The sequence below is a fragment of the Caldimonas taiwanensis NBRC 104434 genome, from assembly GCF_001592165.1.
Classification (GTDB): domain Bacteria; phylum Pseudomonadota; class Gammaproteobacteria; order Burkholderiales; family Burkholderiaceae_C; genus Caldimonas; species Caldimonas manganoxidans.
This window is the reverse complement of record NZ_BCWK01000017.1, coordinates 34,689-56,160: the sequence shown is the minus strand read 5'-3', so window position 1 is coordinate 56,160 and position 21,472 is coordinate 34,689. Positions and strand designations below refer to the sequence as shown.

The window sequence follows — 21,472 nt, the reverse complement described above, 5'->3', positions numbered from 1 at the left end:
GGTCGTTTTGCAGGGCCGACTTGTTAGCCGAAGACGACGCCATACTCGCCGACGCCTTGGTGGCCAACCTCGAACACGCCGGCTTCGAGGTGGAGACGGCCGACAACGGCGCCGTGGCCGAATATCTGCTCAACCGCCAGCACTTCGATGCGGCCATCCTCGACATCGGGCTGCCGCTGGTCGATGGTCTGACCGTGCTCAAGCGCGTGCGCGCCAGCAAGCCAGCCCAGCCCATTTTGGTGCTGACGGCGCTGTGCGATCTGGAACACCGTGTCGAGGGGCTCAATGCCGGGGCCGACGACTATCTGACCAAACCTTTCGAGTTTCCCGAACTCGAAGCCCGGGTGCGAGCCCTGCTTCGGCGGGCTCAGCCGGGCCATGGATCGCTGCTGCAAGCCGGGCAATTGCAGATGGACCGTGACGCACGACGCGCCACCATCGCCGGCGAGGTGGTGGACCTGTCGCCTCGGGAATGGTCTTTGCTGGAGCTCTTGCTCAGTCAGCGCGACAAGGTCGTCACCAAGGAACAGATCACCCAGTCCTGGAGCGGTGAGGCCGCGGCCAAGGGTGAGCCTGCCGGGTCGATCGAGGTGTATATCCACCGTCTGCGACGCAAGCTGGAGCCCTCGGGCTTGTCGATTCGCACGGTGCGCGGCCTGGGCTACTTGCTCGAAACGGATCCCAAGGCGTGAACCTTTCGCGCTGGAGCGCCGTGCAGGCGCGCTTGGGTCTGGCCCCCGGGCGACGCTCGCTGCATCGCCACTTGATGTGGTGGCTGCTGATGCCGCAGCTCGTGCTGTGGATCGCTGCGGCTTTCGTGACCTACAGCGTGGCCGCGCGTTATGCCAACCTGGCCATCGATCGCAGCCTGTACCAATCCTCACGCGCGCTGGCGCAGCAAGTCAAGCCCATCGACAATGGACTGCTGATCGATTTACCCAAGGCAGCCCAGGCGATTTTGGAGACGGACCCGGATGACCGCGTCTACTACATGGTCAGCACGCCCCCGGGCCAGTTCATCCTGGGCAACAACACACTGCCGCCCCCACCGCCGATCCCCAATCTGGAACTCGATCGCCCCTACTTCTACGACGGTCTGGTCGATGGCGTGCCGGTGCGTGTGGCGGCCTTGTACCTTGCCTATGGCGATCAGTCCTCGCCGCAGCACATGCTGGTGCAGCTGGCCAAGAGCCGAGCCAGCCGGGAGGAGCTGGCCCGACAGATCCTGATCGATACGGTCTTGCCTCTGTCGGGCTTGATCCTGTTGATGTCACTGATCGTTTGGGGCGGCATCCGCGCCGGCCTGGCCCCGCTGGCACGGCTGCAGGCCGTGGTGGAAGACCGTGCCCCCAACGACTTGGCCCCCATCGAACTCGAAGCCGCCCCCCAAGAGGTGCGTGCCCTGGCCCAAGCCGTCAACAGCCTGCTGGCCCAGGTGCAGGAGAGTGTCAGCACGCAGCGCCGCTTCATCAGCAATGCCGCTCACCAGTTGCGCACCCCTTTGGCCGGGCTGAAGTCGCAAGTCGAGCTCGCCTTGGCCGAGGCCCAGGACCCGGCTCTGCGGACACAGCTGCAACGCGTCCACGAAAGCGCCACTCGTGCGGCCCACTTGGTGGGACAGCTGCTGGTGCTGGCACGCGCCGAACCGGAATCGGCTGCCGCGCTCGGCCGTCGCCGCTTCGATCTGGACCGGCTGGTGCGCGAGGTGACCGCCGAGCAAGTGCCCCGCGCCCTGCAAGCAGGAGTGGATCTGGGCGTGGAGGACCGCGATGCACAGCCTTTGCCTGTCCTGGGCAACCCGTTGTTGATTCGTGAGCTGCTGCTCAATCTCATCGACAATGCCGTGCGCTACGCTGGCCGAGGTGCCAGCGTTACCGTGCTGACCCGCGCGGTGCACGGGCAGGCCGAAGTGGTGGTCGAGGACGATGGGCCGGGCCTGCCCGCCGAGGCCGGCCCCGATGCCCACCAACGGGTCTTCGAGCGTTTCGTGCGCGCCAGCCAGGACGGCCATGGCTGTGGACTGGGATTGGCGATCGTCAAGGAAATCGTCGAGCGCCATGCCGGCCATGTCCACCTGGAACCCGTGCAGCCGCACGGTTTGCGGGCCGTGGTGCGCCTACCGATGGCGACGGACTGACACTCGCTTCCACAGAGGAGGCACCACCAGCAGCAGTGCGGCAATCAACAGCAAAGAGCCCGAGATCGGCCGGGTCACGAAGGTGCTCCACTGGCCCTGACTGATGGTGAGCGCCTGACGCATCGATTGCTCCAGCATCGGGCCCAGAATGAGCCCCACGACCAAAGGCGCGACGGGGAAATCGAAGCGCCGCATCGCATAGCCGACCACGCCAAAGACGTACAGCAAGGCCACATCGAACAGCGAGTTGCCAGCCCCGTAGACCCCAACCGTGGAAATCAGGATGATGCTGGCATAGAGCAGTGGCACCGGAATCGACAGCAGCTTCACCCACAGCCCCACCAACGGCAAGTTGAGCATCAGCAGGATCACATTGCCAATGTACAAACTGGCAATCAAGGTCCACACCAAGCCGCCTTGCGAAGCAAAGAGTGTGGGTCCCGGTTGCAAGCCATAGCTCTCGAAAGCCGACAGAATGACCGCAGCGGTGGCCGATGTCGGAATGCCCAGGGTGAGCAAGGGCATCAGCACGCCTGCGGCCGAGGCATTGTTGGCCGCCTCCGGTCCGGCCACGCCTTCGATGGCGCCGTGACCGAATTCGTCTTTGTGCTTGGAGAGCTTTTTCTCGGTGTAATACGACAGCAGTGTCGGCAACTCGGCGCCTCCGGCGGGCAAGGCTCCGATCGAAAAGCCAAAGCCCGCGCCACGCACCCAGGGCCAGAAGCTGCGCCGCCAGTCCTCGCGCGTCAGCCATACCCGCCCTTGCAGCCTGAGCACTTCGCCTTGCCCCGCTCGCCCCTGCCAGGCCAAATACAAAGCCTCACCCACCGCAAACAGGCCCACGGCCACGGCAGTGAACTCCACGCCATCGAGCAGCTCGGCCTGCCCGAAGGTGAACCTTGGCTGACCGGTTTGCAGGTCGATGCCCACCAAGCCCAACAGCAAACCCAGCGCCAGTGCGATGAGGCCACGCAGCATCGAGCGGCCCAACACCGCCGAGACGGCCACCAGCGACAGCAGCATCAGGCTGAAATACTCGGCCGGCCCGAAGCGCAAGGCCAGCTCGACCACCCCGGGCGCCACGAAGGTCAGCGCAATGGTGGCCAAGGTGCCTGCCACGAAGCTGCCGATGGCCGCCGTGGCCAGCGCGGGGCCGGCGCGGCCGTTCTTGGCCATCTTGTAGCCCTCCAAGGCCGTCACCACGGTGGCCGACTCCCCGGGGGTGTTGATCAGGATGGACGTGGTCGAGCCCCCGTACATCGCGCCGTAGTACACCCCGGCAAACATCACGAACATCGCCGCGGCCGGCACCTTGTAGGTCAGTGGCAGCAGCAAGGCGATGGTCAGTGCCGGCCCGATCCCGGGCAACACCCCCACCATCGTCCCGAGCAGACAGCCCAAAAACCCATAGAGCAGGATCTCGGGCTGTAGCGCGGCGGCAAAGCCGCCCATCAGGGCTGCGAAGGTGTCCATGCAGTCAAGGCAATGGCCAAGGTCATGAGGCGCTCAAGGCCAGGGCAGGAAGTTGGCAAAGCGGCCGAGCGACACACCCAGCAACCGGTCGAAAAGGATCCACACCGCAAGAGAAACACACCCTCCCACGCACAGATCTCGCCCCCAGCGCGCGCTGTCGAAGGCTCGGGCGATCCCCACGAAGGCCAGCACACCGGCCAGCCCGATGCCCACCACGGGCGTGAGCCCCAGCAGAGCCGCCAAGCCGCCGACAAGCCAGGCCACCCGGCGGTGCTGCCCCGGCAAGGGCGACTCGTGTTCATCGAGCAGCACGTCGCTGCTGCGGCCCTGCAAGCTCATGGCCAGATACAACACCGACAGCACGGCCAACGCTGCCACCAGGATGCGGGGCATCACTGCTGGCCCCACCGCCGCAAACACCGGGGCCTCGGGAATCCTGCCGACCTGCCAGGACGCCACCCCGACCACCGCCAACAACGCCAGCCCCATGCCGATGGGGCCTGCACGCGGGCGCAGCGGTCCGGTCATGCCAGGCCCAAATCTTTCATCACGGCCTCGGTGGCCGCGATGTCTGCCGCCAGCATTTGCGCAAAGGCATCCCCGGCCAGGAACACATCGGTCCATTTGCGTTGCTCGAGTGCCTCCTTCCAGGCCGGCGAGGCATGCATGCGGGTCAACAAATCGATCAGCGCTTGGCGCTGTGATGCCGAAATCCCGGGCGCGCCGAACACACCGCGCCAATTTGCGGCCGTCACGTTCAGGCCCTGCTCCTTCAGCGTGGGCACGTCCACGCCCGGGATGCGCACACTGCCGGACACCGCCAGGGCCCGCAGCCGGCCGCTACGGATGTGTTCGGCGAACTCGGAATACCCCGAGATCCCCGCCACCACCTGGGCGCCCAACACCGCCGCCGTGGCCGGGCCTCCACCGGCAAATGCCACATAGGCCGCCTCGCGGGGGTTCTTGCCCAGCGCCCGCAGGATGAGCCCCAGCAGCAAATGATCGGTTCCTCCGGAAGAGCCGCCGGCCACACTGACGGCCTTCGGGTCGGCACGCAGGGCGTTCTCGAGGTCCTTCCAGGTCTTGTGTGGACTGCTGGCCGGCACCACGATGACGCCAGCTTCTTCGGTCAATCGGGCCAGCGGGGTGACGTCTTTGATCGTGACCGGGCTTTTGTTGGCAATGCCCCCACCGACCATCACCGAGCCGCCCACCATCATCGCGTTGCCCTGGCCTCGGCGCTGGTTGACGAAGCGCGGCAAGCCCACCATGCCCGCGGCCCCACCGACGTTTTCGAACTGGAAACTCCCCACCAGGCCGGCGGCCTTGCAGGCCGCCTCGATGGCCCGGGCCGTGCCGTCCCAGCCACCGCCGGGAGCCGCAGGCACGAACATCAGGATCGATTCGAACAGCTGCTGAGCCCAAGCCAAAGAGGACAGGCCCCCCAGCGTGGGAGCCAGACCGGCCGTCACGATGATTCGTCGGCGAATGGGGTTCATGAGCGTCTCCAATCAATTGATCCTGTCATGGGGCTACGGCACTCGCGCCCGCGCCTGTCGAGCGTAATTGGCGGCGCTGATCCTGGCATCAGCGTTTGCGAGGGGTGGGGCAGCGCGCCTATCCGTGGAATCCCTCATTAATACTGCATGGATAATTCTTTAATTTTTTCTTAACATTGGCAGACACGTCCCCGACGTGCATACCCACAACCTGAGGAGCAAGGACATGACCCTGACCCGATCCACACGCTCGCGCCTCGCGCGCCTTTCAAAGCAGGCCTGGGCGGCCTGCGCCGCCCTGGGCCTGAGCACGGCCGTGACGGCCGGTGAGGTGGAAGTGCTGCATTGGTGGACCTCTGGCGGCGAAGCCAAGGCCGCCACCGCGTTGAAAGGCCAAATGCTCAAGCTCGGACACACTTGGCGCGATTTCGCGGTGGCCGGCGGCGGTGGCGACTCGGCGATGACGGTGCTCAAATCGCGTGTGGTGTCGGGCAATGCACCGGCAGCCGCCCAGATCAAGGGACCGTCGATTCAGGAGTGGGCCCGAGAAGGCGTGCTGGCCAGCATCGATGACGTGGCCAAGGCCAACAACTGGGACGCCCTGCTACCCAAGCCCATTGCCGATGGACTGAAATACAAAGGCAGCTATGTGGCCGCACCGGTCAACGTGCATCGCGTGAACTGGCTATGGGCCAACCCGGCGGTCTTGGCCAAGGCGGGCGTGAAGATGCCGACCACCTGGGACGAATTCTTTGCCGCGGCCGAGGCCCTCAAGAAGGCCGGTGTGATCCCCGTGGCCCATGGCGGCCAGAATTGGCAGGACTTCACCACCTTTGAATCGGTCGCTCTGGGCGTGGGCGGCGTGGACTTCTACAAGAAAGCCCTGGTGCAACTGGACCAGACCGCGCTCAAGAGCCCGACCATGGAGAAGGTGCTCACCACCTTCAAGCGCATCAAGGACTACACCGACCGCAACGCCCCAGGACGCGACTGGAACCTGGCCACTGCGATGGTCATCAACGGCCAAGCCGGCATGCAGCTGATGGGGGACTGGGCCAAAGGCGAGTTCGTCGCCGCTGGCAAAGTGCCCGGCAAGGACTTCCTCTGCGCCCCGGCCCCTGGTACGGCCCAGGCCTTTACCTACAACGTCGACAGCTTCGCGATGTTCAAGATCAAGAACGAAGCCAACGTCAAGGCGCAGAAAGACTTGGCCGCAGCCCTGGTCTCGCCGGAGTTCCAGGAGGTGTTCAATCTGAACAAGGGGTCGATCCCGGTGCGCTTGAACATGGATTTGTCCAAGTTCGATGACTGCGCCAAACTCTCGGCACGCGACTTCGCCGCCTCGGCCAAGTCCGGCACCTTGGTGCCCTCCATCGCCCATGGCATGGCCGTTCCCTCGGCCATCGAAGGCGCGATCAAGGATGTGGTCTCGCAGTTCTGGAACAGCGACCGCATGAGCGCGAAAGAAGCCATGGATCGTATCGCTGCGGCGGCCCGCGCGCAGTGATTTCTTTGTCCCCGGCGTGTGTTGCGCCGGCGGCCGCGGCCCTGGGGCCGCGGCCGCCGTCTCTGAAGTTCCTCACCGATCCCGCATGACCTCCTCCCCTGCCTTGCGGCCGCGCCAGCCTTGGCTGCCGCGCTTGGTGCTCGCGCCTTCTTTCGTGCTGTCGATGATCTTCATCTACGGCTTCATCGCCTGGAACGGCTACCTTTCGCTGTCGGCCTCACGGCTGCTACCCAACTACGAATTCGTCGGTCTCGAGCAGTACGTCACCTTGTTCGAGAGCGAACGTTGGTGGCTGGCCATGCGCAACCTGGGCATCTTTGGTGTGCTCTTCATCGGCCTGTCGATGGCCTTGGGCTTGTTGCTGGCCATCTTGCTGGACCAGAAGGTGCGCGCCGAAGGCGCCTTGCGCACCATCTTCCTCTATCCGATGGCGCTGAGCTTCATCGTCACCGGCACGGCCTGGAAATGGATTCTCAATCCGGGCCTGGGCCTGGAGCACCTGATGCACCAATGGGGCTTCGAGAGCTTTCGTTTCGACTGGCTCATCGACCCCGATCGGGCCATCTACACCGTGGTGATCGCCGGGGTGTGGCAATCGGCCGGCTTCGTGATGGCCCTGTTCCTGGCCGGGCTGCGCGGCATCGACGACAGCATCATCAAGGCCGCCCAACTCGACGGCGCCAGCCTGCCGCGCATCTATTGGCGCATCCTCATCCCCAGCCTGCGCCCCGTCTTCTTCAGCACATTGCTGGTGCTGTCACACATCGCAATCAAGAGTTTCGACTTGGTCATGGCGCTGACCGCCGGTGGCCCTGGTTTCGCCACCGACGTGCCTGCCACTTTCATGTACACGATGGCCTTCACTCGTGGTCAGATCGGCCTGGGAGCGGCATCGGCCACCATCATGCTGGCCACGGTCGCAGCCATCGTCGTTCCCTACCTCTACAGCGAACTGCGCACGAAGAAGTCCGCATGAAGCATTTGCATCGATTCCTCATCTTGGGCGCCTTGGCGGTCTTCGCTGCGCTGTTCCTCGCGCCGCTGTATGTGATGGTGGTCACCTCCCTGAAGGACATGGACCAGATCCGTGCCGGCGGCCTGCTGGACCTGCCGTCCAACCCAAGCTTGGCCGCTTGGTCCAAAGCCTGGTCCAGTGCCTGCACGGGCACCGACTGCGGAGGGCTGCGGCCCTTCTTCATGAACTCCATCGCGATGGTGGTGCCTGCCGTGCTGATCTCCACCGTGCTTGGCGCTCTCAATGGTTATGTGTTGAGCAAGTGGCGCTTCCGCGGCAGCGAGCTGGTGTTCGGGCTGATGCTCTTTGGTGTGTTCATGCCCATGCAGGTGGTGCTGCTGCCGATGTCGCAAGTGCTGGGCTGGCTGGGGCTGTCGACCTCCATCTGGGGCCTGGTGCTCGTCCACGTGCTGGCTGGCCTGCCCTCCACCACGCTGTTCTTCCGAAACTACTACGTGGGTCTGCCCGACGAGTTGGTCAAAGCCGCCATGATCGATGGTGCCGGCTTCTGGCGCATCTTCTGGCGCATCGTCCTGCCGCTGTCCACGCCCATCCTGGTCGTCACCCTGATCTGGCAGTTCACGCAGATCTGGAACGACTTCCTCTATGGCGTGGTGTTCACTGGCGCAGAGTCCAAGCCGGTCACGGTGGGCCTGAACAACCTGGCCAACACCACCGCTAACGTCAAGGAGTACAACGTCGACATGGCCGCCGCCATGATCGCCGCCCTGCCCACGCTGATCGTCTACATCATCGCTGGCAAATATTTCGTGCGCGGCCTCACCGCCGGCGCCGTGAAAGGTTGAGTCCCATGGGAGCCCTCTCCATCCGCCAAGTCCGCAAGGCCTACCATTCCATCGAAATCCTCAAAGGCATCGATCTCGAAGTCGAGGCGGGCGAATTTCTGATCCTCGTCGGCCCTTCGGGCTGCGGCAAGTCCACGCTGCTGGCGATGATCGCCGGACTGGACCACCCGACCTCCGGCAGCATCCACATCGGCGATCGCGATGTCACCCACGCCCTGCCCAAGGATCGCGACATCGCCATGGTGTTCCAGAGTTATGCGCTCTATCCGAACATGACGGTGGCCGACAACATCGGCTTTGCCCTGGAGATGCGCAAGGTGCCCAAAGCCGAGCGCCAAGCCGCGATTGCCCGCGTGGCCAAGATGCTGCAAATCGAGCATCTGCTGGACCGCAGGCCGGCCCAGCTTTCGGGCGGCCAACGCCAGCGTGTGGCCATGGGCCGGGCCCTGGCGCGCAATCCCAAACTATTTCTCTTCGACGAACCCCTGTCCAACCTCGACGCCAAGCTGCGCGTGGAGATGCGCGCCGAAATCAAACTGCTGCACCAGCGCACCCGCACGACCACCGTGTACGTCACGCACGATCAGGTCGAAGCCATGACACTCGGAGACCGCATCGCCGTGATGAGGGACGGCCAGGTCCAGCAGTTCGGCACCCCTGAGGACATCTACAGCCGACCGGCCAACCGTTTCGTTGCCGAATTCATCGGCTCACCGGCCATGAACTTCATCGAGGCCTCGCGCACCGGCTCCCACGAGCTGCAGGCCCATGGATGGAGTCTGGCGCTCACTCCTGGGCAGCAGCAAGCCCTGCAGGCGCATGCCGGTCAGGCCATCAGTTACGGCCTGCGCCCTGAAGCCCTGCAGTTCTCAGACCACGGTCTGCCCGGTGAGTTGGGCATGGTCGAACCCACGGGGCCGGAAACCTACGCCTTGGTGGACACCCCCCTGGGCCGCCTTACGGTGCGCGTGCCCGGCAAGGTCACGCAACGCGTGGGCGAGCGCGTCCATCTGACCTGGTCTGCCGAGCACAGCCACCTCTTCGACGGACAGACCGAGCTGCGCATCGCCTGATACTCTTGCATGATGCAAGTCTTTCCGCTCTATCGCTCCGCTGCCTTTTTGAAAGAGCACATCTTTCACACGATGGCTTTCTACCACCCGCGCTGCATCGATCGGCGCGGGGGGTACTTTCACTTCTTCCTCGACGACGGCACGGCTTACGACACACAACACCGGCACCTCGTCAACAGCACGCGCCTGATCTACAACTACGCCCAGGCGCATTTGCATTTCCGCACGCCGACCTATCTAGACGCCGTTCGCCACGGCCTGGCCTTCTTGCGCGAAGCCCACCTCGATGCAGCCACCGGCCGCTATGCCTGGATGCTGCGCGTGGAGGACCGCCCCGACGGCAGACGTGAATACATGGTGGAAGATGACGCGCAATATGCCTATGGCTTGGGCTTCGTGATGCTGGCCTATGCCCATGCGCTCAAAGCCGGCGTGGTGCAAGCGCGCGAATGGCTGACCCAGACCTGGCAGACCTTGAATGACCTATTCTGGGACCCATCCCAAGGGCTGTATGCCGACGAGCTGACCGAAGATGGCCGCTGGGGGTCGTACCGCGGCCAAAACGCCAACATGCACGTCTTCGAAGCGCTGCTGGGCGCCTTTGAAGCCACGGGGGACACGACCTACCTCGACCGGGCCGAGCAAATCGCCCGACGTGTCACGGTGGATCTGGCCGACCAGACCGACGGCCATATCTGGGAGCACTACCACGCCGACTGGACGCCCGATTGGACCTACCACCGCGACCAGCCCGACGAGATCTTTCGTCCCTGGGGCTACCAATTGGGTCATCAAACGGAATGGGCCAAGCTGTTGCTCATCCTGGACCGCCTGCGTCCGGCCCCTTGGCTGTTGCCGCGCGCCCAGGCCCTGTTCGACTTTACCGTGGCCCATGGCTGGGACGAAGAAGCCCGTGGCCTGTTCAACCGCATGGCGCCCGACGGCAGCATATGCGACGACCGCAAGGCCTTCTGGGTACAGTCCGAAACCGCCACCGCGGCCGCCCTGTTGGGCCACCGCACCGGCCTGGAAACTTATTGGCGCTGGTACGACCGACTGTGGTCTTACTGCTGGGACTATTTCATCGACCACGAACACGGCGCCTGGTACCACACGCTCACCCGCGACAACCGCCGACTGGGCGAAGAAAAAACCCCGGTGGGCCGGCTGGACTATCACACGCTGGGCAACTGCTACGAGATGCTGCGGGTGGTGGGCGCCTGAAGAGCGCCCCCGCCGCCGGCTACTGCCAATTGCCGCCCGTGCTCACCGATCCGCCCCCAGACGGCGTGCTCACGACGCGATTGCCACCGCCCTCCCAGACCACGTTCCCAGCCCCGTCCTTCTTGATGAACTTGTATTGGTAGGTGGTATTGGCCGGCAAATTGAGCACCGCGCGCCAGTTCCCGCGCGTGCCCGAACCGGAAATCCAAGTCATCGGCCTGGCGGCCGCCGGCGACCAGTTGCCCAGTGCGCTGTGGTTGCCCACGACGAACAGGTTCTGTCCCCAGAAGGTATCGGCCGACGCGTTGAACGTCACCGAAGCGGTCGTCGGCGGCTGAGAGGCGCCGTCCAGACGGGCGCCCACGTGGATGGCCGCCGCACCATTGGGCCCGGCCGTCAGCGTCACGTAGCCGCCGGCATCGACCGTCACCACATGGCCCGTGCACTGACCGTTGCTGAAGTCCCCGGAGATGACATCGCAGTACTGGCCGGCTGGCAGGCTGGTCTTGAAGTTGCGCGTCAGCGCGGCGTCTTCGCGGTTGATCACCACGAAGCCCTTGTCACCCCGCCCGAAAGCGATCTGGTTGTTGCCGTTGTCCCACCAGTCGGTCACGGTCCAGTTGGGCAGCGTGGCGTTGCGGAAGGCCACCATGTTGGCGATGCCCCGCCAGCGGTGCTCACACACCCAGCCACCGATGCTCTGGTTGAAGCAGGCCGGCTGGCTGCCGCCACCGTCCCAGGGGCCACGGGTGGCCCCGCCGCTGTAATGCGGCGGGCCGAAGCTCGTGTCGTAGGCCGTGCTGCGGTTGAAGGCATAGCTGGACATCAGCGCCGGGTAGCCATAAGGCCAAGCCAGCATGAAGATGTTGGCCAGGTCGTAGGTCGAGCCATAGTGGTAGGTCAGATAGTTGCCACCACCGCCATGCCCCCGCTGCTTGTCGTGGTTGTCGATGAAAGCAATCGCTTTGCTGCTGGGCATCAGGCCCCAGGTTTCACCGAAGCTGCGCAGCTCGGCCAGACGGCCGCCACCGGCGAACTTGCCGAAGATTTGCTTCCCATAGTTGAACTCGGTCACGGTGACCTGGCCGCCGCCGAGCGAGAAGTACTGGTTCGGCTGCACTGCCTCGCCGGCCGCGCCAATCACCTCCAGAAACCAGAAAGGGCGGTTCGCGCCGGTGCGGCTGTTGACCGCATCGATGATGGCGCCCAGGTCGGTCGGGCTGATGTGCTTGGCCGCATCCACCCGGAAGCCCTTGACCCCCATGTTGACCAGATCCACCAGATAGTCGGCGATCTTGCCGCGCACATAAGCGCTCCCAGTGTCCAGGTCCTGCAAGCCCGAGAGCTCGCAACGCTGCACATTGTTCGCATCCCCGTAGTTGGTGATGCTGCACACCGGCTGGTGGAAGTCGTTGGGGCCATAGAGCCCAGGGTAGTTGTGATAGCTCCAGCTGCGCCCAGCGCTCGAGGTGCCGCCCGTGCCGCCGGACATGTGATTGATCACGGCGTCCACGTAGATGCCCACGCCCACGGCATTGCATCGGTTGACCATGTCCTGGAACTCGGCGCGCGTGCCGCTGCGGCTGCGGTCCAGGCTGTAGCTCACCGGCTGGTAGCGCATCCACCACGGATAAGGTGCACCATCACCGCTGGTCACCCAGTTGTGCTCGTTCGGGGGCGACACCTGCACCGCCGCGAAGCCCTTGGGCCCGAGGAAGGTCTCGCACTCGCGCGCGATGTCGGTCCACTTCCATTCGAACAGATGCACGAAGGCCGTGCGCGGTGCACTCTGGGCCTGGGCCGTCGAGATGCCCAGGGCCGTGGTGGCCAGCGTCAAGGCGGCCAGGCCCTGCCGGGCCGCGCGCCGCCAGCGCGGCGGCAATGGGGAAAGCTGCGGCATCGATGTCTCCTGCGGTGCTCGATGGGGTGTCGGCCGGTGCCGCCGGCCTCGGTTGGGGAATGAGCCGCAGCATAGGCAGCCTGGCCTGGGGGCGCCAGAGGTCGAGCCCCGGTACGCCCGCGTTACATCGGACTTTTTTGTAAGGACTACGCACACTACACGGCCAAGCCGTCAGCAGCGGCCCGTTTTGCGCCGAAGCATCAGGGAAAACCAGCCACGCTACGCGCGAGGCTCATCCCTCGATCTGCGCCACCCGCCACGCCGCCAGCGTGGCCAAGCCTGCGGCCAGCGCGGCCGCCCAGAACACGCTGGACCAGCCCCACGCATCACCCAATGCGCCGCCGACCACCCCCCCGAGCACGCCTGGCACCCCATAGCCCAGCACCGAGTACAAGGCCTGGCCGCGTCCGCGCAGGCGATCACCAAAGTGCCGATGGATGAAGGCCATGCACACCGTGTGATGGGTGGCAAACGTCAAGGCATGGCTGAGCTGCGCGACCACCAGCACCACCAGGCTGGTTCCGAACGCGGCGGTGGCTCCGAAGCGCAACGCAGCCACCCCACAGACCAAGACCATCCAATACGACAGCGGCCAGCGCACCAACCAGCGCCCCTGCAACAAAAACCAAACGATCTCCACCATCACCGACACGGCCCACAGCATCCCCACCACACGCTTGCTGTGGCCCAGGGCGTCCAGGTACAGCGAGAAAAAGGCATACAACGCGACATGCGCCAGGATCATGAAGAACACCGAGACGAAAAACCAGCGCACCGCCGGCAGCGACAACACCGGGGCCAAGGCCGGCGCCGGGCTGCCGGCTGCGGACGCCTCATCGCCAGCCGGCAAGCGCCAGCACACGGCCACCAGGGCCGCCAGCAGGGCCACCGTGCCCGTCGCAAACCAAGCCAAGCCAAAACGCTCGAACACGAAACCGAAGACCAGCACCGTGACGATGAAGCCCACCGAACCCCACACACGCACCTGGCCGTAGCGAGCGAGGTCCAGGCCCTGCGACGTACTCACCCGCTGGGCCAGGGCTGCCTCGGCCATGGGCATCATCGCGCTGGTGTTGAAGAACATCAAAAAGAGCACCACCGCGACAAGGCTCACCGAAGGCGGCACCCACTGCGGCATCCACAACAGGCCCAGACTGCTGGCCAAACCCAGGCTGGCAGCCCAGCGCATCAGCAACGTGCGTCGGCCCGTGTGGTCGGACAGCCACCCCCAGCTATAAGGCGCGATCACCCGAGTGAGGCTTTGGACGGCGGTCAGTCCACCGATGGCCAGCGAGCCAAAGCCCAACTCCTTCAACCACAACGGCAAATACGGGTTGAAATAGCCAATGAAGCCAAAGTAGACCGCCGCCAGTGCGGCAAATCGCCACAGGCCCTGGGGGCGCGCGGACACGCCGGTGGCCGCCGCCACGGGCTCAGGCCTGCGCAGCGCTGGCGGGGATCTTGGGCGTGGTCACCGCCACATCACCACATTGGGCGCGGTGACGCAAGGCGTGATCCATCACCACCAGGGCCAGCATGGCCTCGGCAATCGGCGTGGCACGGATGCCCACGCAGGGATCATGGCGCCCGAAGGTCTCCACCGTGGTCGGTTGGCCTTGCAGGTCGATCGAGCGACGCGGCGTGCGGATCGAACTCGTCGGCTTGATCGCCAAATGCACCACCAGATCCTGACCGGTACTGATGCCGCCCAGCACACCGCCGGCGTTGTTGCTCAAAAAGCCCTCCGGCGTGAGCTCATCCCCATGCTCGGTGCCCTTCTGAGACACGCTGGCAAAGCCTGCACCGATCTCCACCCCCTTGACCGCGTTGATGCCCATCATGGCGTAGGCAATGTCGGCATCGAGCTTGTCGAACAACGGCTCGCCCAAGCCCACCGGCACGCCGCAGGCCTCCACACGCAGACGGGCGCCGACCGAATCACCGGCCTTGCGCAGGGCATCCATGTAGGCTTCCAGCCGCTCGATCATGCTGGCATTGGGGGCGAAGAAAGGATTGTGGGGCACATGCTCCCAGGACTCGAACGGAATCTCGATCTCGCCCAACTGGGTCATGCAGCCACGGAACGTGGTGCCGTACTGCTGACGCAACCATTTCTTGGCCACAGCCCCCGCGGCGACCATCGGGGCGGTCAGCCGCGCCGAGGAACGCCCGCCACCGCGCGGATCACGGATACCGTACTTGTGCCAGTAGGTGTAGTCGGCATGCCCCGGACGGAAGGTCTGCAAGAGATTGCCGTAATCCTTGCTCCGTTGGTCCGTGTTGCGGATCAGCAGGCAAATCGGCGTGCCGGTGGTCCGCCCTTCGTACACCCCCGAGAGGATCTCCACCGTATCGGGTTCGTTGCGCTGGGTCACATGACGCGAAGTGCCAGGACGGCGACGGTCCAGATCCGGCTGGATATCAGCCGGCGACAAGGCCAGTCCAGGCGGGCAACCGTCGATCACGCAGCCGATGGCCGGACCGTGGGACTCGCCGAAGTTGGTGACACGAAAGAGCTGGCCGAAAGTGCTGCCGGACATGGAACCCAAGCGATCAAGGGACCGGAGTCGCACCAACATGGCAGCCCCGGCCTGTGGAAGAGAACCCCCGATTTTACGGGCCGAAGCACCGCTCGATACGGCGCGGGCTGCGCCAAGACGCCTGGGCCCCGGTGGCCGGGGCTGGGCAGGGCCCGCCCCGCAGCGTTCAGGAGGCCTGCGCCGGCTCGTCGCCCACGGGCCAGTCGCGGATATAGGCCTTGAGCATGCGGTTTTCGAAGTCTTGGCTTTCCACCACCGCTTTGGCCACGTCGTAGAACGAAATCACGCCCATCAAGGTGCGATCGTTCATCACTGGCATGTAGCGGGCATGCCGTCCCAGCATCATGCGACGCACCTCGTCGATCTCGGTCTCCAGGGTGCACGTCAGTGGCGCCGCATCCATCACGGTGCGAACGATCGTCTGACCCACCGAGCCCCCATTGGCCACCACGGCCTGGATGCACTCACGGAAGGTCAACATCCCCACCAGCTCGCCGTGCTCCATCACCACCAGCGAACCGATGTCGTGCTCGGCCATGGTCTTCATGGCCTCTCCCAGGCGCTCGTCGGGCGACACCGTGAACAGCGTACCTCCCTTGACACGCAAGATGTCACTGACTTTCATGGTGGCCTCCTCTGGCAAGACTCGGATCGGCGAAACGGAAACGGGACTTCAATATAGCCCACAATGCCGGTGCGCGAGCAGTACGCCTTCTCCTGGATCATCCCAGGAGCCAGACCAAGACCTTGGAGACATCATGCCAGGATATTCCGACCCCGGCTTCGACACACTGGCCTTGCACGCCGGCAGTGCGCCCGACCCCACCACCGGCGCCCGCGCGGTGCCCATTTATCTCAGCACCTCGTTCGTCTTCGACGACTGCGATCATGCCGCTGCGCTGTTCAACATGGAGCGCGCCGGCCATGTGTACTCCCGCATCTCCAACCCCACCACGGCCGTGCTGGAGGAGCGCATGGCCGCTCTCGAAGGCGGCGTCGGAGCCATTGCCACGGCCAGCGGTCAGGCTGCGCTGCACTTGGCGGTGGCCACGCTGATGGGCGCCGGCTCCCACATCGTCGCCAGCTCGTCACTGTATGGCGGCTCGCACAACCTCTTGCACTACACCTTGCCTCGCTTCGGCATCGAGACGACCTTCGTCCCGGCTGGCGACCTGGACGCCTGGCGGGCCGCCATCCGCCCCAGCACCCGGCTGTTTTTCGGTGAAACACTGGGCAACCCTGGGCTGGACGTGCTGGACATTCCCGCCGTCAGCGCCATCGCCCATGAGCACGGTGTGCCCCTGCTGGTGGATTCCACCTTCACCCCACCGTCACTGCTGCGCCCCCTCGAGCATGGCGCCGATCTGGTGATGCACTCGGCCACCAAATTCCTCAGCGGCCATGGCACCGTCATCGGCGGCGTGCTGATCGACGGCGGGCGCTTCGACTGGGAGGCTTCGGGGCGTTTCCCCGAACTGACCCAAGCCTACGAAGGCTTTCACCAGATGGTGTTCACCGAGGAAAGCAGCGTGGGCGCCTTCTTGCTGCGCGCACGCCGCGAGGGCCTACGCGACTTCGGTGCCTGCCTCAGCCCGCATTCGGCCTGGTTGATCCTGCAAGGGATCGAAACCCTGTCGATGCGCATGGAACGTCATGTCGCCAACACCCGAGCCGTGGTGAAATTTCTGGCCGAGCACCCGATGGTCGAATCGGTCGCCTATCCCGAACTGCCCACCCACCCCGGCCATGCATTGGCCCAACGCCTCCTGCCCAAAGGCTGCGGTGCCGTCTTCAGCTTCAACCTACGGGGCAGCCGCCAGCAAGGCCGCCGCCAGCAAGGCCGCCGCTTCATCGAAAGCCTGCGCTTGTTCTCACACCTGGCCAATGTGGGCGACTGCCGCTCGCTGGTCATCCACCCGGCCAGCACCACCCATTTCCGCATGGACGACGCCGCACTGGCCCGAGCCGGCATCACACCGGGCACCATCCGCCTATCCATCGGCCTGGAAGACCCGGCCGATCTGATCGACGATCTGGGTCGCGCCTTGAAGGCCGCCGAAAAAGCAGGGGCAAGCACATGAAACTCTCGGTTCAGGGCCGTCAAGCCCATGTCTACACCGGTGGCAAGCCCTTCGATCCGGCTCTGCCTTGTGTGGTCTTCATCCATGGTGCGCTGCACGACCACAGCGTCTTTGCCTTGCAAACCCGTTACCTGGCCCATCACGGCCACGCCGTGCTCGCAGTGGACCTTCCGGGGCATGGGGGCAGTCCCGGACCGGCCCTGGACAGCGTCGAGACGCTGGCCGACTGGCTCATGGCCCTGCTGCAGGCCGCCGGCGTCAGCCGAGCGGCTCTGGTGGGGCACAGCATGGGGTCGCTCGTCGCGCTCGAGGCTGCCGCCCGCCTGGGCGACCGCGCGACCCACCTGGCGCTACTGGCCACGGCCTACCCGATGAAGGTCTCGCCGGCGCTGTTGGACACCGCGCTCAAAAACCCGCACCAGGCCATGCGCATGGTCAACGGCTTCTCCATCGGCACGCTGGCGGCCAAGCCATCGGCGCCAGGGCCCGGCGCCTGGTTGCACGGGGTCAACCTGGCCCTGATGCAACAGACCCAAGCCCGCTATGCCCGGCAACACGCCGGCGCCAACCTCTTCCACATCGATTTCTCCATCTGCGACCGCTACGCCGCCGGACTGCAAGCGGCCCAGCGCGTGCAGTGCCCGGCCCTGCTACTGCTGGGCGCCCGAGACCAAATGACCCCACCCGCGGCAACGAAAAACCTGAGGGCGGCGCTGCGCGCGCACATCCAGACCTTGCCCGCCGGGCATTCCCTGATGACGGAAAACCCCGATGGGGTGTTGAATGCCCTCAAAGGTTTTCTGGCCTCGCCTGGGAGTCCCACATGAGCACCCCATTGCCAGCGCAGGGTGTGGACCCGCGCAGCTTCAGGAGCTTTTCCGAGTTTTACCCCTTTTATCTCAGCGAACACAGCAACCGCACCTGCCGTCGGCTGCATTTCGTCGGCTCCACCTTGGCCTTGATCTGCTTGGCAGCGCTGCTCATCACCGGCCAGCCGCTGTACTTGCTCTACGGTTTGTTGGCCGGATACGGCTTCGCGTGGATCGGCCACTTCGGCTTCGAGAAAAACAAGCCCGCGTCCTTCAAGCGCCCGCTGTACAGCTTCATGGGCGACTGGGTGATGTACAAAGACATCTGGACGGGCAAGATCCCGTTCTGATGAGGCTCACTCCAGCAAGTCGGCCAGCGTCATGCGGCCGAAGCCGGCTTTGTCCCAAAAACGACGCACATCGGGAGCCGGATCGAGCAGCAGCTCGGCCACCAAGGGCTGCGCCAACGTGTGCTCGGGCTCGACCAGCAGCACATGGCGCGCCCCGCCCTCCTCGTCCAACCGGCCCACCCAATCCAAGGCACGCAGCTTGTCCAGCAAAGGCTCGATCTGCAAAGGATCCACACGCAACCGCCGCGACAACGCCTCCACGCTCAGCCCATGACTGGCCTGCTGGCGACTGGAGCGCAATTCGCGCAGCACCGACAAGGCCAAATGGAAACGGTGCCCCGGCGTGGGCGGGCGGCGCACCACCCGCATCTGCAAACTTGGTGCATACGCGGCAATCACCGCTCCCAGCAACACCACCACCCACACCAGATAGAGCCACACCAAAAAAATGGGCACCGTCGCAAACGTGCCATACAAGGCCGAGTAGGTCGGCACGCTGCGCACGTACCAAGCCAACAACGCCTTGGCCAGCTCCAAACCCGTGGCCACGAACACCCCACCGGCCAACGCATGTGACCAGCGCACATGGGTATTGGGCACATACCGGAACAAGCCGGCAAACGCCACGGCCATCAAAAGGTATTCCAATGCGTTGAACAACAGGTTCACGCCGGCAGGCAACTGGCCGACCCAGCCGCGCGAAGCCGTCAGCGCATACGAGGTCAACGTCAGGCTCATGCCCAGCAACAGCGGCCCCAACGTCGCCGCGGCCCAATACACCAGCACCCGCTGCGCGATCGGACGCGGCTTGCGCACCCGCCAAATGGCATTGAGCGTGCGATCGATCGTCAGCATCAGCGACAGCGCCGTCAACACCAACACCACCAAACCCGCCGTCCCCAGCCGATTGGCATTGGCTGCAAAACGGGTCAGCGCCTTCAGCACGGGCTTGGCGATGGCCTCGGGCACCAAGGTTTTGATGAAATAAGCCTCCAACGCCGCCTGAAAACTGGCGAACATCGGAAATGCCGTGAACACCGCCAACGTCACGGTGAACAGTGGCACCAAGGAAATCAGCGTGGTGAACGTCAGACTGCCGGCGGTCAGACCCAATCGGTCCTCACGGAAACGCTGACCCAACGTTCGCAAGGTCTCGCGCCAAGGCCAGTCCTGCAAGGCATGGACCAGCGCCGACAGCCGCTCGCGCGCCGACAGCGGCAGCTGCTTGGGAACATTCATGCCCGTTATGATGCCACCGATGGAGCATCACGACCGCATCGACCTCACGCGCGCCTTGGCCGTCGGCAGCCTTACGGGCCTGATCCTGCTCGGCCTGGCGTGGGAGCTGTGGCTTGCCCCCCTGCGCCCCGGGGGCTCCTGGCTTGCGCTGAAGGTCTTGCCCCTGCTTCTTCCCTTGAGCGGCTTGCTCAGACACCGCATGTACACCTACCGCTGGGTGAGCCTGCTGGTGTGGATCTACTTCACCGAAGGCGTGGTGCGCGCCACCTCCGACCGCGGCTTCAGCGCCGTGCTCGCGGCCATCGAAGTCGTGCTGTGTCTGCTGCTGTTCACCGCCTGCGCCTTGCACGTGCGTTGGCGGCTACGCCATGCGCGCAACGCCTCCCCCCATCCCTCGGCCTGAACCCCTTATGAGTCTGCTCGACGATTTACGCGCAGCGGTAGGCGCCTCTCAGGTGCTCACCGATGGTGACCTCTCGGCATACGAACTCGACTGGCGACGCCGCTATCGAGGCAAGGCCCTGGCCGTCGTTCGCCCCGCCAACACCGCCGAAGCCGCCGCGGTGGTCCGCGCCTGCGCCCGACACGGCGTGAGCGTGGTACCCCAGGGCGGCAACACCGGCTTGGTCGGCGCCTCGGTGCCCGACGACAGCGGCCGACAAGTCTTGCTGAGCACGCAAAGAATGCAGCGCATTCGCGACATCGACAGCGCCAACCTCACGATGACGGTGGAGGCCGGCTGCGTGCTGCAAGCCGTGCAAGAAGCCGCCGCGGCAAAAGGGCTGCTGTTCCCCCTGAGCCTGGCAGCCGAGGGCAGTTGCACCATCGGTGGCAACCTGGCCACCAATGCCGGAGGCACCCAGGTGTTGCGTTACGGCAACGCTCGCGAGCTGTGCCTGGGCCTGGAGGTCGTGACGGCCGATGGCGACATCTGGGACGGCCTGAGTGGCTTGCGCAAGGACAATACTGGCTACGATCTGCGCGACCTCTTCATCGGCAGCGAAGGCACTCTGGGCCTCATCACGGCCGCCACCCTGCGGCTGTACCCGATGCCCGCGGCCCGCATGACCGCATGGGCCGCCCTACCCTCGATGGACGCTGCCGTGCGTCTGTTGCAGTGCGCGCAGACCCGCCTGGGCCCCAGTCTCACCGGCTTCGAGGTGATGAACCAGTTCTCACTCGACCTCGTACGCCGCCATTTCCCGCAACGGCCTCAACCGCTACCCCCTTCGCCTTGGACGGTGCTGATGGAAGCCTCCGATCACGAATCCGAGGCCCACGCGCGCGCGCTGTTCGAGCAGCTGCTCGAGCAAGCCTATGAAGCTGGCCTCATCAGCGACGCGGTCGTCGCCGAAAGCCTGGAGCAATCCCGCGCGCTGTGGCATCTGCGGGAATCCATCCCACTGGCGCAGGCCGAGGAAGGCCCCAACATCAAACACGACATCTCGCTGCCGGTGTCGCGCATCCCCGCCTTCGTCGCGGCCACCGACGCGACCCTTGCCGCCCGACTGCCGGGAGTCCGCCTGGTCGATTTTGGTCACCTGGGCGACGGCAACCTGCACTACAACGTCCAGGCCCCGGCAGGCATCTCCGGCGCGGAGTTCCTGGCCGCCCATGAAAAGACCGTCAATCGCATCGTTTACGACGCCGTCACGGCGCATGGCGGCTCCATCTCGGCCGAGCACGGCGTGGGGCAGCTCAAGCGCGACGAACTCGCGGCACGCAAATCACCGGTCGCCTTGGGCTTGATGCGGGCCATCAAACGGGCCCTGGACCCTCAGGGCCTATTCAACCCGGGCCGGCTGCTGAGTCCTTGAGC

General features: G+C 65.0%; 20 protein-coding genes. 12 read left to right on the top strand and 8 right to left on the bottom strand.

The window, feature by feature from the left end; genetic code table 11:
- Positions 1-20 precede the first annotated feature (20 nt).
- Positions 21-692 (top strand): response regulator transcription factor, encoded by a 672-nt coding sequence (locus CTA01S_RS13140; protein ID WP_062196180.1) that lies wholly within the window; start codon positions 21-23, stop codon positions 690-692.
- Positions 689-2,137, top strand: coding sequence for a sensor histidine kinase (locus tag CTA01S_RS13135; RefSeq protein ID WP_084362427.1), 1,449 nt, complete (start codon positions 689-691; stop codon positions 2,135-2,137). The genes CTA01S_RS13140 and CTA01S_RS13135 overlap by 4 nt, the downstream gene beginning before the upstream one ends.
- Here the strand turns inward: CTA01S_RS13135 and CTA01S_RS13130 are convergent.
- Genes CTA01S_RS13130 through CTA01S_RS13120 form a run of 3 tightly spaced genes read right to left on the bottom strand, consistent with a single transcriptional unit; the run spans position 2,117 to position 5,109 of the window.
- On the bottom strand, positions 2,117-3,610 hold the full coding sequence (locus tag CTA01S_RS13130) for a tripartite tricarboxylate transporter permease (RefSeq protein ID WP_062196178.1): 1,494 nt from the start codon (positions 3,608-3,610) through the stop codon (positions 2,117-2,119). The genes CTA01S_RS13135 and CTA01S_RS13130 overlap by 21 nt on opposite strands.
- 33 nt (positions 3,611-3,643) lie before the next feature.
- Positions 3,644-4,138 carry a tripartite tricarboxylate transporter TctB family protein gene (locus tag CTA01S_RS13125; protein WP_062196176.1) on the bottom strand — a complete coding sequence of 165 codons (495 nt, stop codon included), beginning with the start codon at positions 4,136-4,138 and terminating at the stop codon, positions 3,644-3,646.
- On the bottom strand, positions 4,135-5,109 hold the full coding sequence (locus tag CTA01S_RS13120) for a Bug family tripartite tricarboxylate transporter substrate binding protein (protein ID WP_062196174.1): 975 nt from the start codon (positions 5,107-5,109) through the stop codon (positions 4,135-4,137). Before CTA01S_RS13120 ends, CTA01S_RS13125 begins: the two co-directional genes overlap by 4 nt.
- A gap of 226 nt (positions 5,110-5,335) precedes the next feature.
- Between CTA01S_RS13120 and CTA01S_RS13115 the strand changes: the two genes are divergently transcribed.
- From CTA01S_RS13115 to CTA01S_RS13095, 5 genes are all read left to right on the top strand, one after another.
- Positions 5,336-6,616, top strand: a complete 1,281-nt coding sequence (locus CTA01S_RS13115; protein WP_198150878.1) for an ABC transporter substrate-binding protein — start codon at positions 5,336-5,338, stop codon at positions 6,614-6,616.
- Positions 6,617-6,701: 85 nt separating this feature from the next.
- Positions 6,702-7,592: a carbohydrate ABC transporter permease gene (locus CTA01S_RS13110; protein ID WP_019560344.1), complete on the top strand. Its 891-nt coding sequence runs from the start codon at positions 6,702-6,704 to the stop codon at positions 7,590-7,592.
- Positions 7,589-8,437, top strand: a complete 849-nt coding sequence (locus tag CTA01S_RS13105) for a carbohydrate ABC transporter permease (RefSeq protein WP_062196172.1) — start codon at positions 7,589-7,591, stop codon at positions 8,435-8,437. The genes CTA01S_RS13110 and CTA01S_RS13105 overlap by 4 nt, the downstream gene beginning before the upstream one ends.
- A 5-nt stretch (positions 8,438-8,442) precedes the next feature.
- Positions 8,443-9,510: an ABC transporter ATP-binding protein gene (locus CTA01S_RS13100; protein ID WP_062196170.1), complete on the top strand. Its 1,068-nt coding sequence runs from the start codon at positions 8,443-8,445 to the stop codon at positions 9,508-9,510.
- 9 nt (positions 9,511-9,519) lie between these two features.
- Positions 9,520-10,734, top strand: coding sequence for an AGE family epimerase/isomerase (locus CTA01S_RS13095; protein WP_019560347.1), 1,215 nt, complete (start codon positions 9,520-9,522; stop codon positions 10,732-10,734).
- Positions 10,735-10,753: 19 nt separating this feature from the next.
- Here CTA01S_RS13095 and CTA01S_RS13090 read toward each other — a convergent pair whose 3' ends face one another.
- The 4 genes from CTA01S_RS13090 to CTA01S_RS13075 form a co-directional block, all read right to left on the bottom strand.
- Positions 10,754-12,634 (bottom strand): carbohydrate-binding module family 20 domain-containing protein, encoded by a 1,881-nt coding sequence (locus CTA01S_RS13090; protein WP_062196167.1) that lies wholly within the window; start codon positions 12,632-12,634, stop codon positions 10,754-10,756.
- 232 nt (positions 12,635-12,866) lie between these two features.
- Positions 12,867-14,063, bottom strand: a complete 1,197-nt coding sequence (locus CTA01S_RS13085; RefSeq protein WP_084362425.1) for an MFS transporter — start codon at positions 14,061-14,063, stop codon at positions 12,867-12,869.
- A gap of 4 nt (positions 14,064-14,067) precedes the next feature.
- The gene (gene aroC, locus CTA01S_RS13080; RefSeq protein WP_019560350.1) at positions 14,068-15,174 is read right to left on the bottom strand and encodes a chorismate synthase; all 1,107 of its coding nucleotides are present in this window, start codon (positions 15,172-15,174) and stop codon (positions 14,068-14,070) included.
- Between the two features lie 166 nt (positions 15,175-15,340).
- Positions 15,341-15,799: a CBS domain-containing protein gene (locus CTA01S_RS13075; protein ID WP_019560351.1), complete on the bottom strand. Its 459-nt coding sequence runs from the start codon at positions 15,797-15,799 to the stop codon at positions 15,341-15,343.
- A 133-nt stretch (positions 15,800-15,932) separates the two neighbouring features.
- On the opposite strand from CTA01S_RS13075, the gene CTA01S_RS13070 reads away from it, so the two are divergent.
- The 3 genes from CTA01S_RS13070 to CTA01S_RS13060 are packed head-to-tail and all read left to right on the top strand — an operon-like array spanning position 15,933 to position 18,414.
- Positions 15,933-17,255 carry an O-acetylhomoserine aminocarboxypropyltransferase gene (locus tag CTA01S_RS13070; protein ID WP_062196165.1) on the top strand — a complete coding sequence of 441 codons (1,323 nt, stop codon included), beginning with the start codon at positions 15,933-15,935 and terminating at the stop codon, positions 17,253-17,255.
- Positions 17,252-18,082 carry an alpha/beta fold hydrolase gene (locus tag CTA01S_RS13065; RefSeq protein ID WP_062196163.1) on the top strand — a complete coding sequence of 277 codons (831 nt, stop codon included), beginning with the start codon at positions 17,252-17,254 and terminating at the stop codon, positions 18,080-18,082. Before CTA01S_RS13070 ends, CTA01S_RS13065 begins: the two co-directional genes overlap by 4 nt.
- Positions 18,079-18,414 (top strand): Mpo1-like protein, encoded by a 336-nt coding sequence (locus tag CTA01S_RS13060; RefSeq protein ID WP_026330090.1) that lies wholly within the window; start codon positions 18,079-18,081, stop codon positions 18,412-18,414. The genes CTA01S_RS13065 and CTA01S_RS13060 overlap by 4 nt, the downstream gene beginning before the upstream one ends.
- A 6-nt stretch (positions 18,415-18,420) precedes the next feature.
- Here CTA01S_RS13060 and CTA01S_RS13055 read toward each other — a convergent pair whose 3' ends face one another.
- Positions 18,421-19,653 (bottom strand): YihY family inner membrane protein, encoded by a 1,233-nt coding sequence (locus CTA01S_RS13055; RefSeq protein ID WP_062196160.1) that lies wholly within the window; start codon positions 19,651-19,653, stop codon positions 18,421-18,423.
- A gap of 19 nt (positions 19,654-19,672) precedes the next feature.
- On the opposite strand from CTA01S_RS13055, the gene CTA01S_RS13050 reads away from it, so the two are divergent.
- The gene (locus CTA01S_RS13050; RefSeq protein ID WP_019560356.1) at positions 19,673-20,056 is read left to right on the top strand and encodes a DUF2069 domain-containing protein; all 384 of its coding nucleotides are present in this window, start codon (positions 19,673-19,675) and stop codon (positions 20,054-20,056) included.
- A 7-nt stretch (positions 20,057-20,063) separates the two neighbouring features.
- Positions 20,064-21,470 (top strand): FAD-binding oxidoreductase, encoded by a 1,407-nt coding sequence (locus CTA01S_RS13045; protein ID WP_019560357.1) that lies wholly within the window; start codon positions 20,064-20,066, stop codon positions 21,468-21,470.
- Positions 21,471-21,472 lie beyond the last annotated feature (2 nt).

Excerpts from the sequence above, each read along its gene's own strand:
- CTA01S_RS13060 (WP_026330090.1), top strand. The coding sequence starts at position 18,079 with ATGAGCACCCCATTGCCAGCGCAGGGTGTGGACCCGCGCAGCTTCAGG.
- CTA01S_RS13065 (WP_062196163.1), top strand. The coding sequence starts at position 17,252 with ATGAAACTCTCGGTTCAGGGCCGTCAAGCCCATGTCTACACCGGTGGC.
- CTA01S_RS13045 (WP_019560357.1), top strand. The coding sequence starts at position 20,064 with ATGAGTCTGCTCGACGATTTACGCGCAGCGGTAGGCGCCTCTCAGGTG.
- CTA01S_RS13120 (WP_062196174.1), bottom strand. The coding sequence starts at position 5,109 with ATGAACCCCATTCGCCGACGAATCATCGTGACGGCCGGTCTGGCTCCC.
- CTA01S_RS13110 (WP_019560344.1), top strand. The coding sequence starts at position 6,702 with ATGACCTCCTCCCCTGCCTTGCGGCCGCGCCAGCCTTGGCTGCCGCGC.
- CTA01S_RS13055 (WP_062196160.1), bottom strand. The coding sequence starts at position 19,653 with ATGAATGTTCCCAAGCAGCTGCCGCTGTCGGCGCGCGAGCGGCTGTCG.
- CTA01S_RS13050 (WP_019560356.1), top strand. The coding sequence starts at position 19,673 with ATGGAGCATCACGACCGCATCGACCTCACGCGCGCCTTGGCCGTCGGC.
- CTA01S_RS13090 (WP_062196167.1), bottom strand. The coding sequence starts at position 12,634 with ATGCCGCAGCTTTCCCCATTGCCGCCGCGCTGGCGGCGCGCGGCCCGG.
- CTA01S_RS13100 (WP_062196170.1), top strand. The coding sequence starts at position 8,443 with ATGGGAGCCCTCTCCATCCGCCAAGTCCGCAAGGCCTACCATTCCATC.
- CTA01S_RS13075 (WP_019560351.1), bottom strand. The coding sequence starts at position 15,799 with ATGAAAGTCAGTGACATCTTGCGTGTCAAGGGAGGTACGCTGTTCACG.
- CTA01S_RS13130 (WP_062196178.1), bottom strand. The coding sequence starts at position 3,610 with ATGGACACCTTCGCAGCCCTGATGGGCGGCTTTGCCGCCGCGCTACAG.
- aroC (WP_019560350.1), bottom strand. The coding sequence starts at position 15,174 with ATGTCCGGCAGCACTTTCGGCCAGCTCTTTCGTGTCACCAACTTCGGC.
- CTA01S_RS13125 (WP_062196176.1), bottom strand. The coding sequence starts at position 4,138 with ATGACCGGACCGCTGCGCCCGCGTGCAGGCCCCATCGGCATGGGGCTG.
- CTA01S_RS13115 (WP_198150878.1), top strand. The coding sequence starts at position 5,336 with ATGACCCTGACCCGATCCACACGCTCGCGCCTCGCGCGCCTTTCAAAG.
- CTA01S_RS13070 (WP_062196165.1), top strand. The coding sequence starts at position 15,933 with ATGCCAGGATATTCCGACCCCGGCTTCGACACACTGGCCTTGCACGCC.
- CTA01S_RS13095 (WP_019560347.1), top strand. The coding sequence starts at position 9,520 with ATGATGCAAGTCTTTCCGCTCTATCGCTCCGCTGCCTTTTTGAAAGAG.
- CTA01S_RS13105 (WP_062196172.1), top strand. The coding sequence starts at position 7,589 with ATGAAGCATTTGCATCGATTCCTCATCTTGGGCGCCTTGGCGGTCTTC.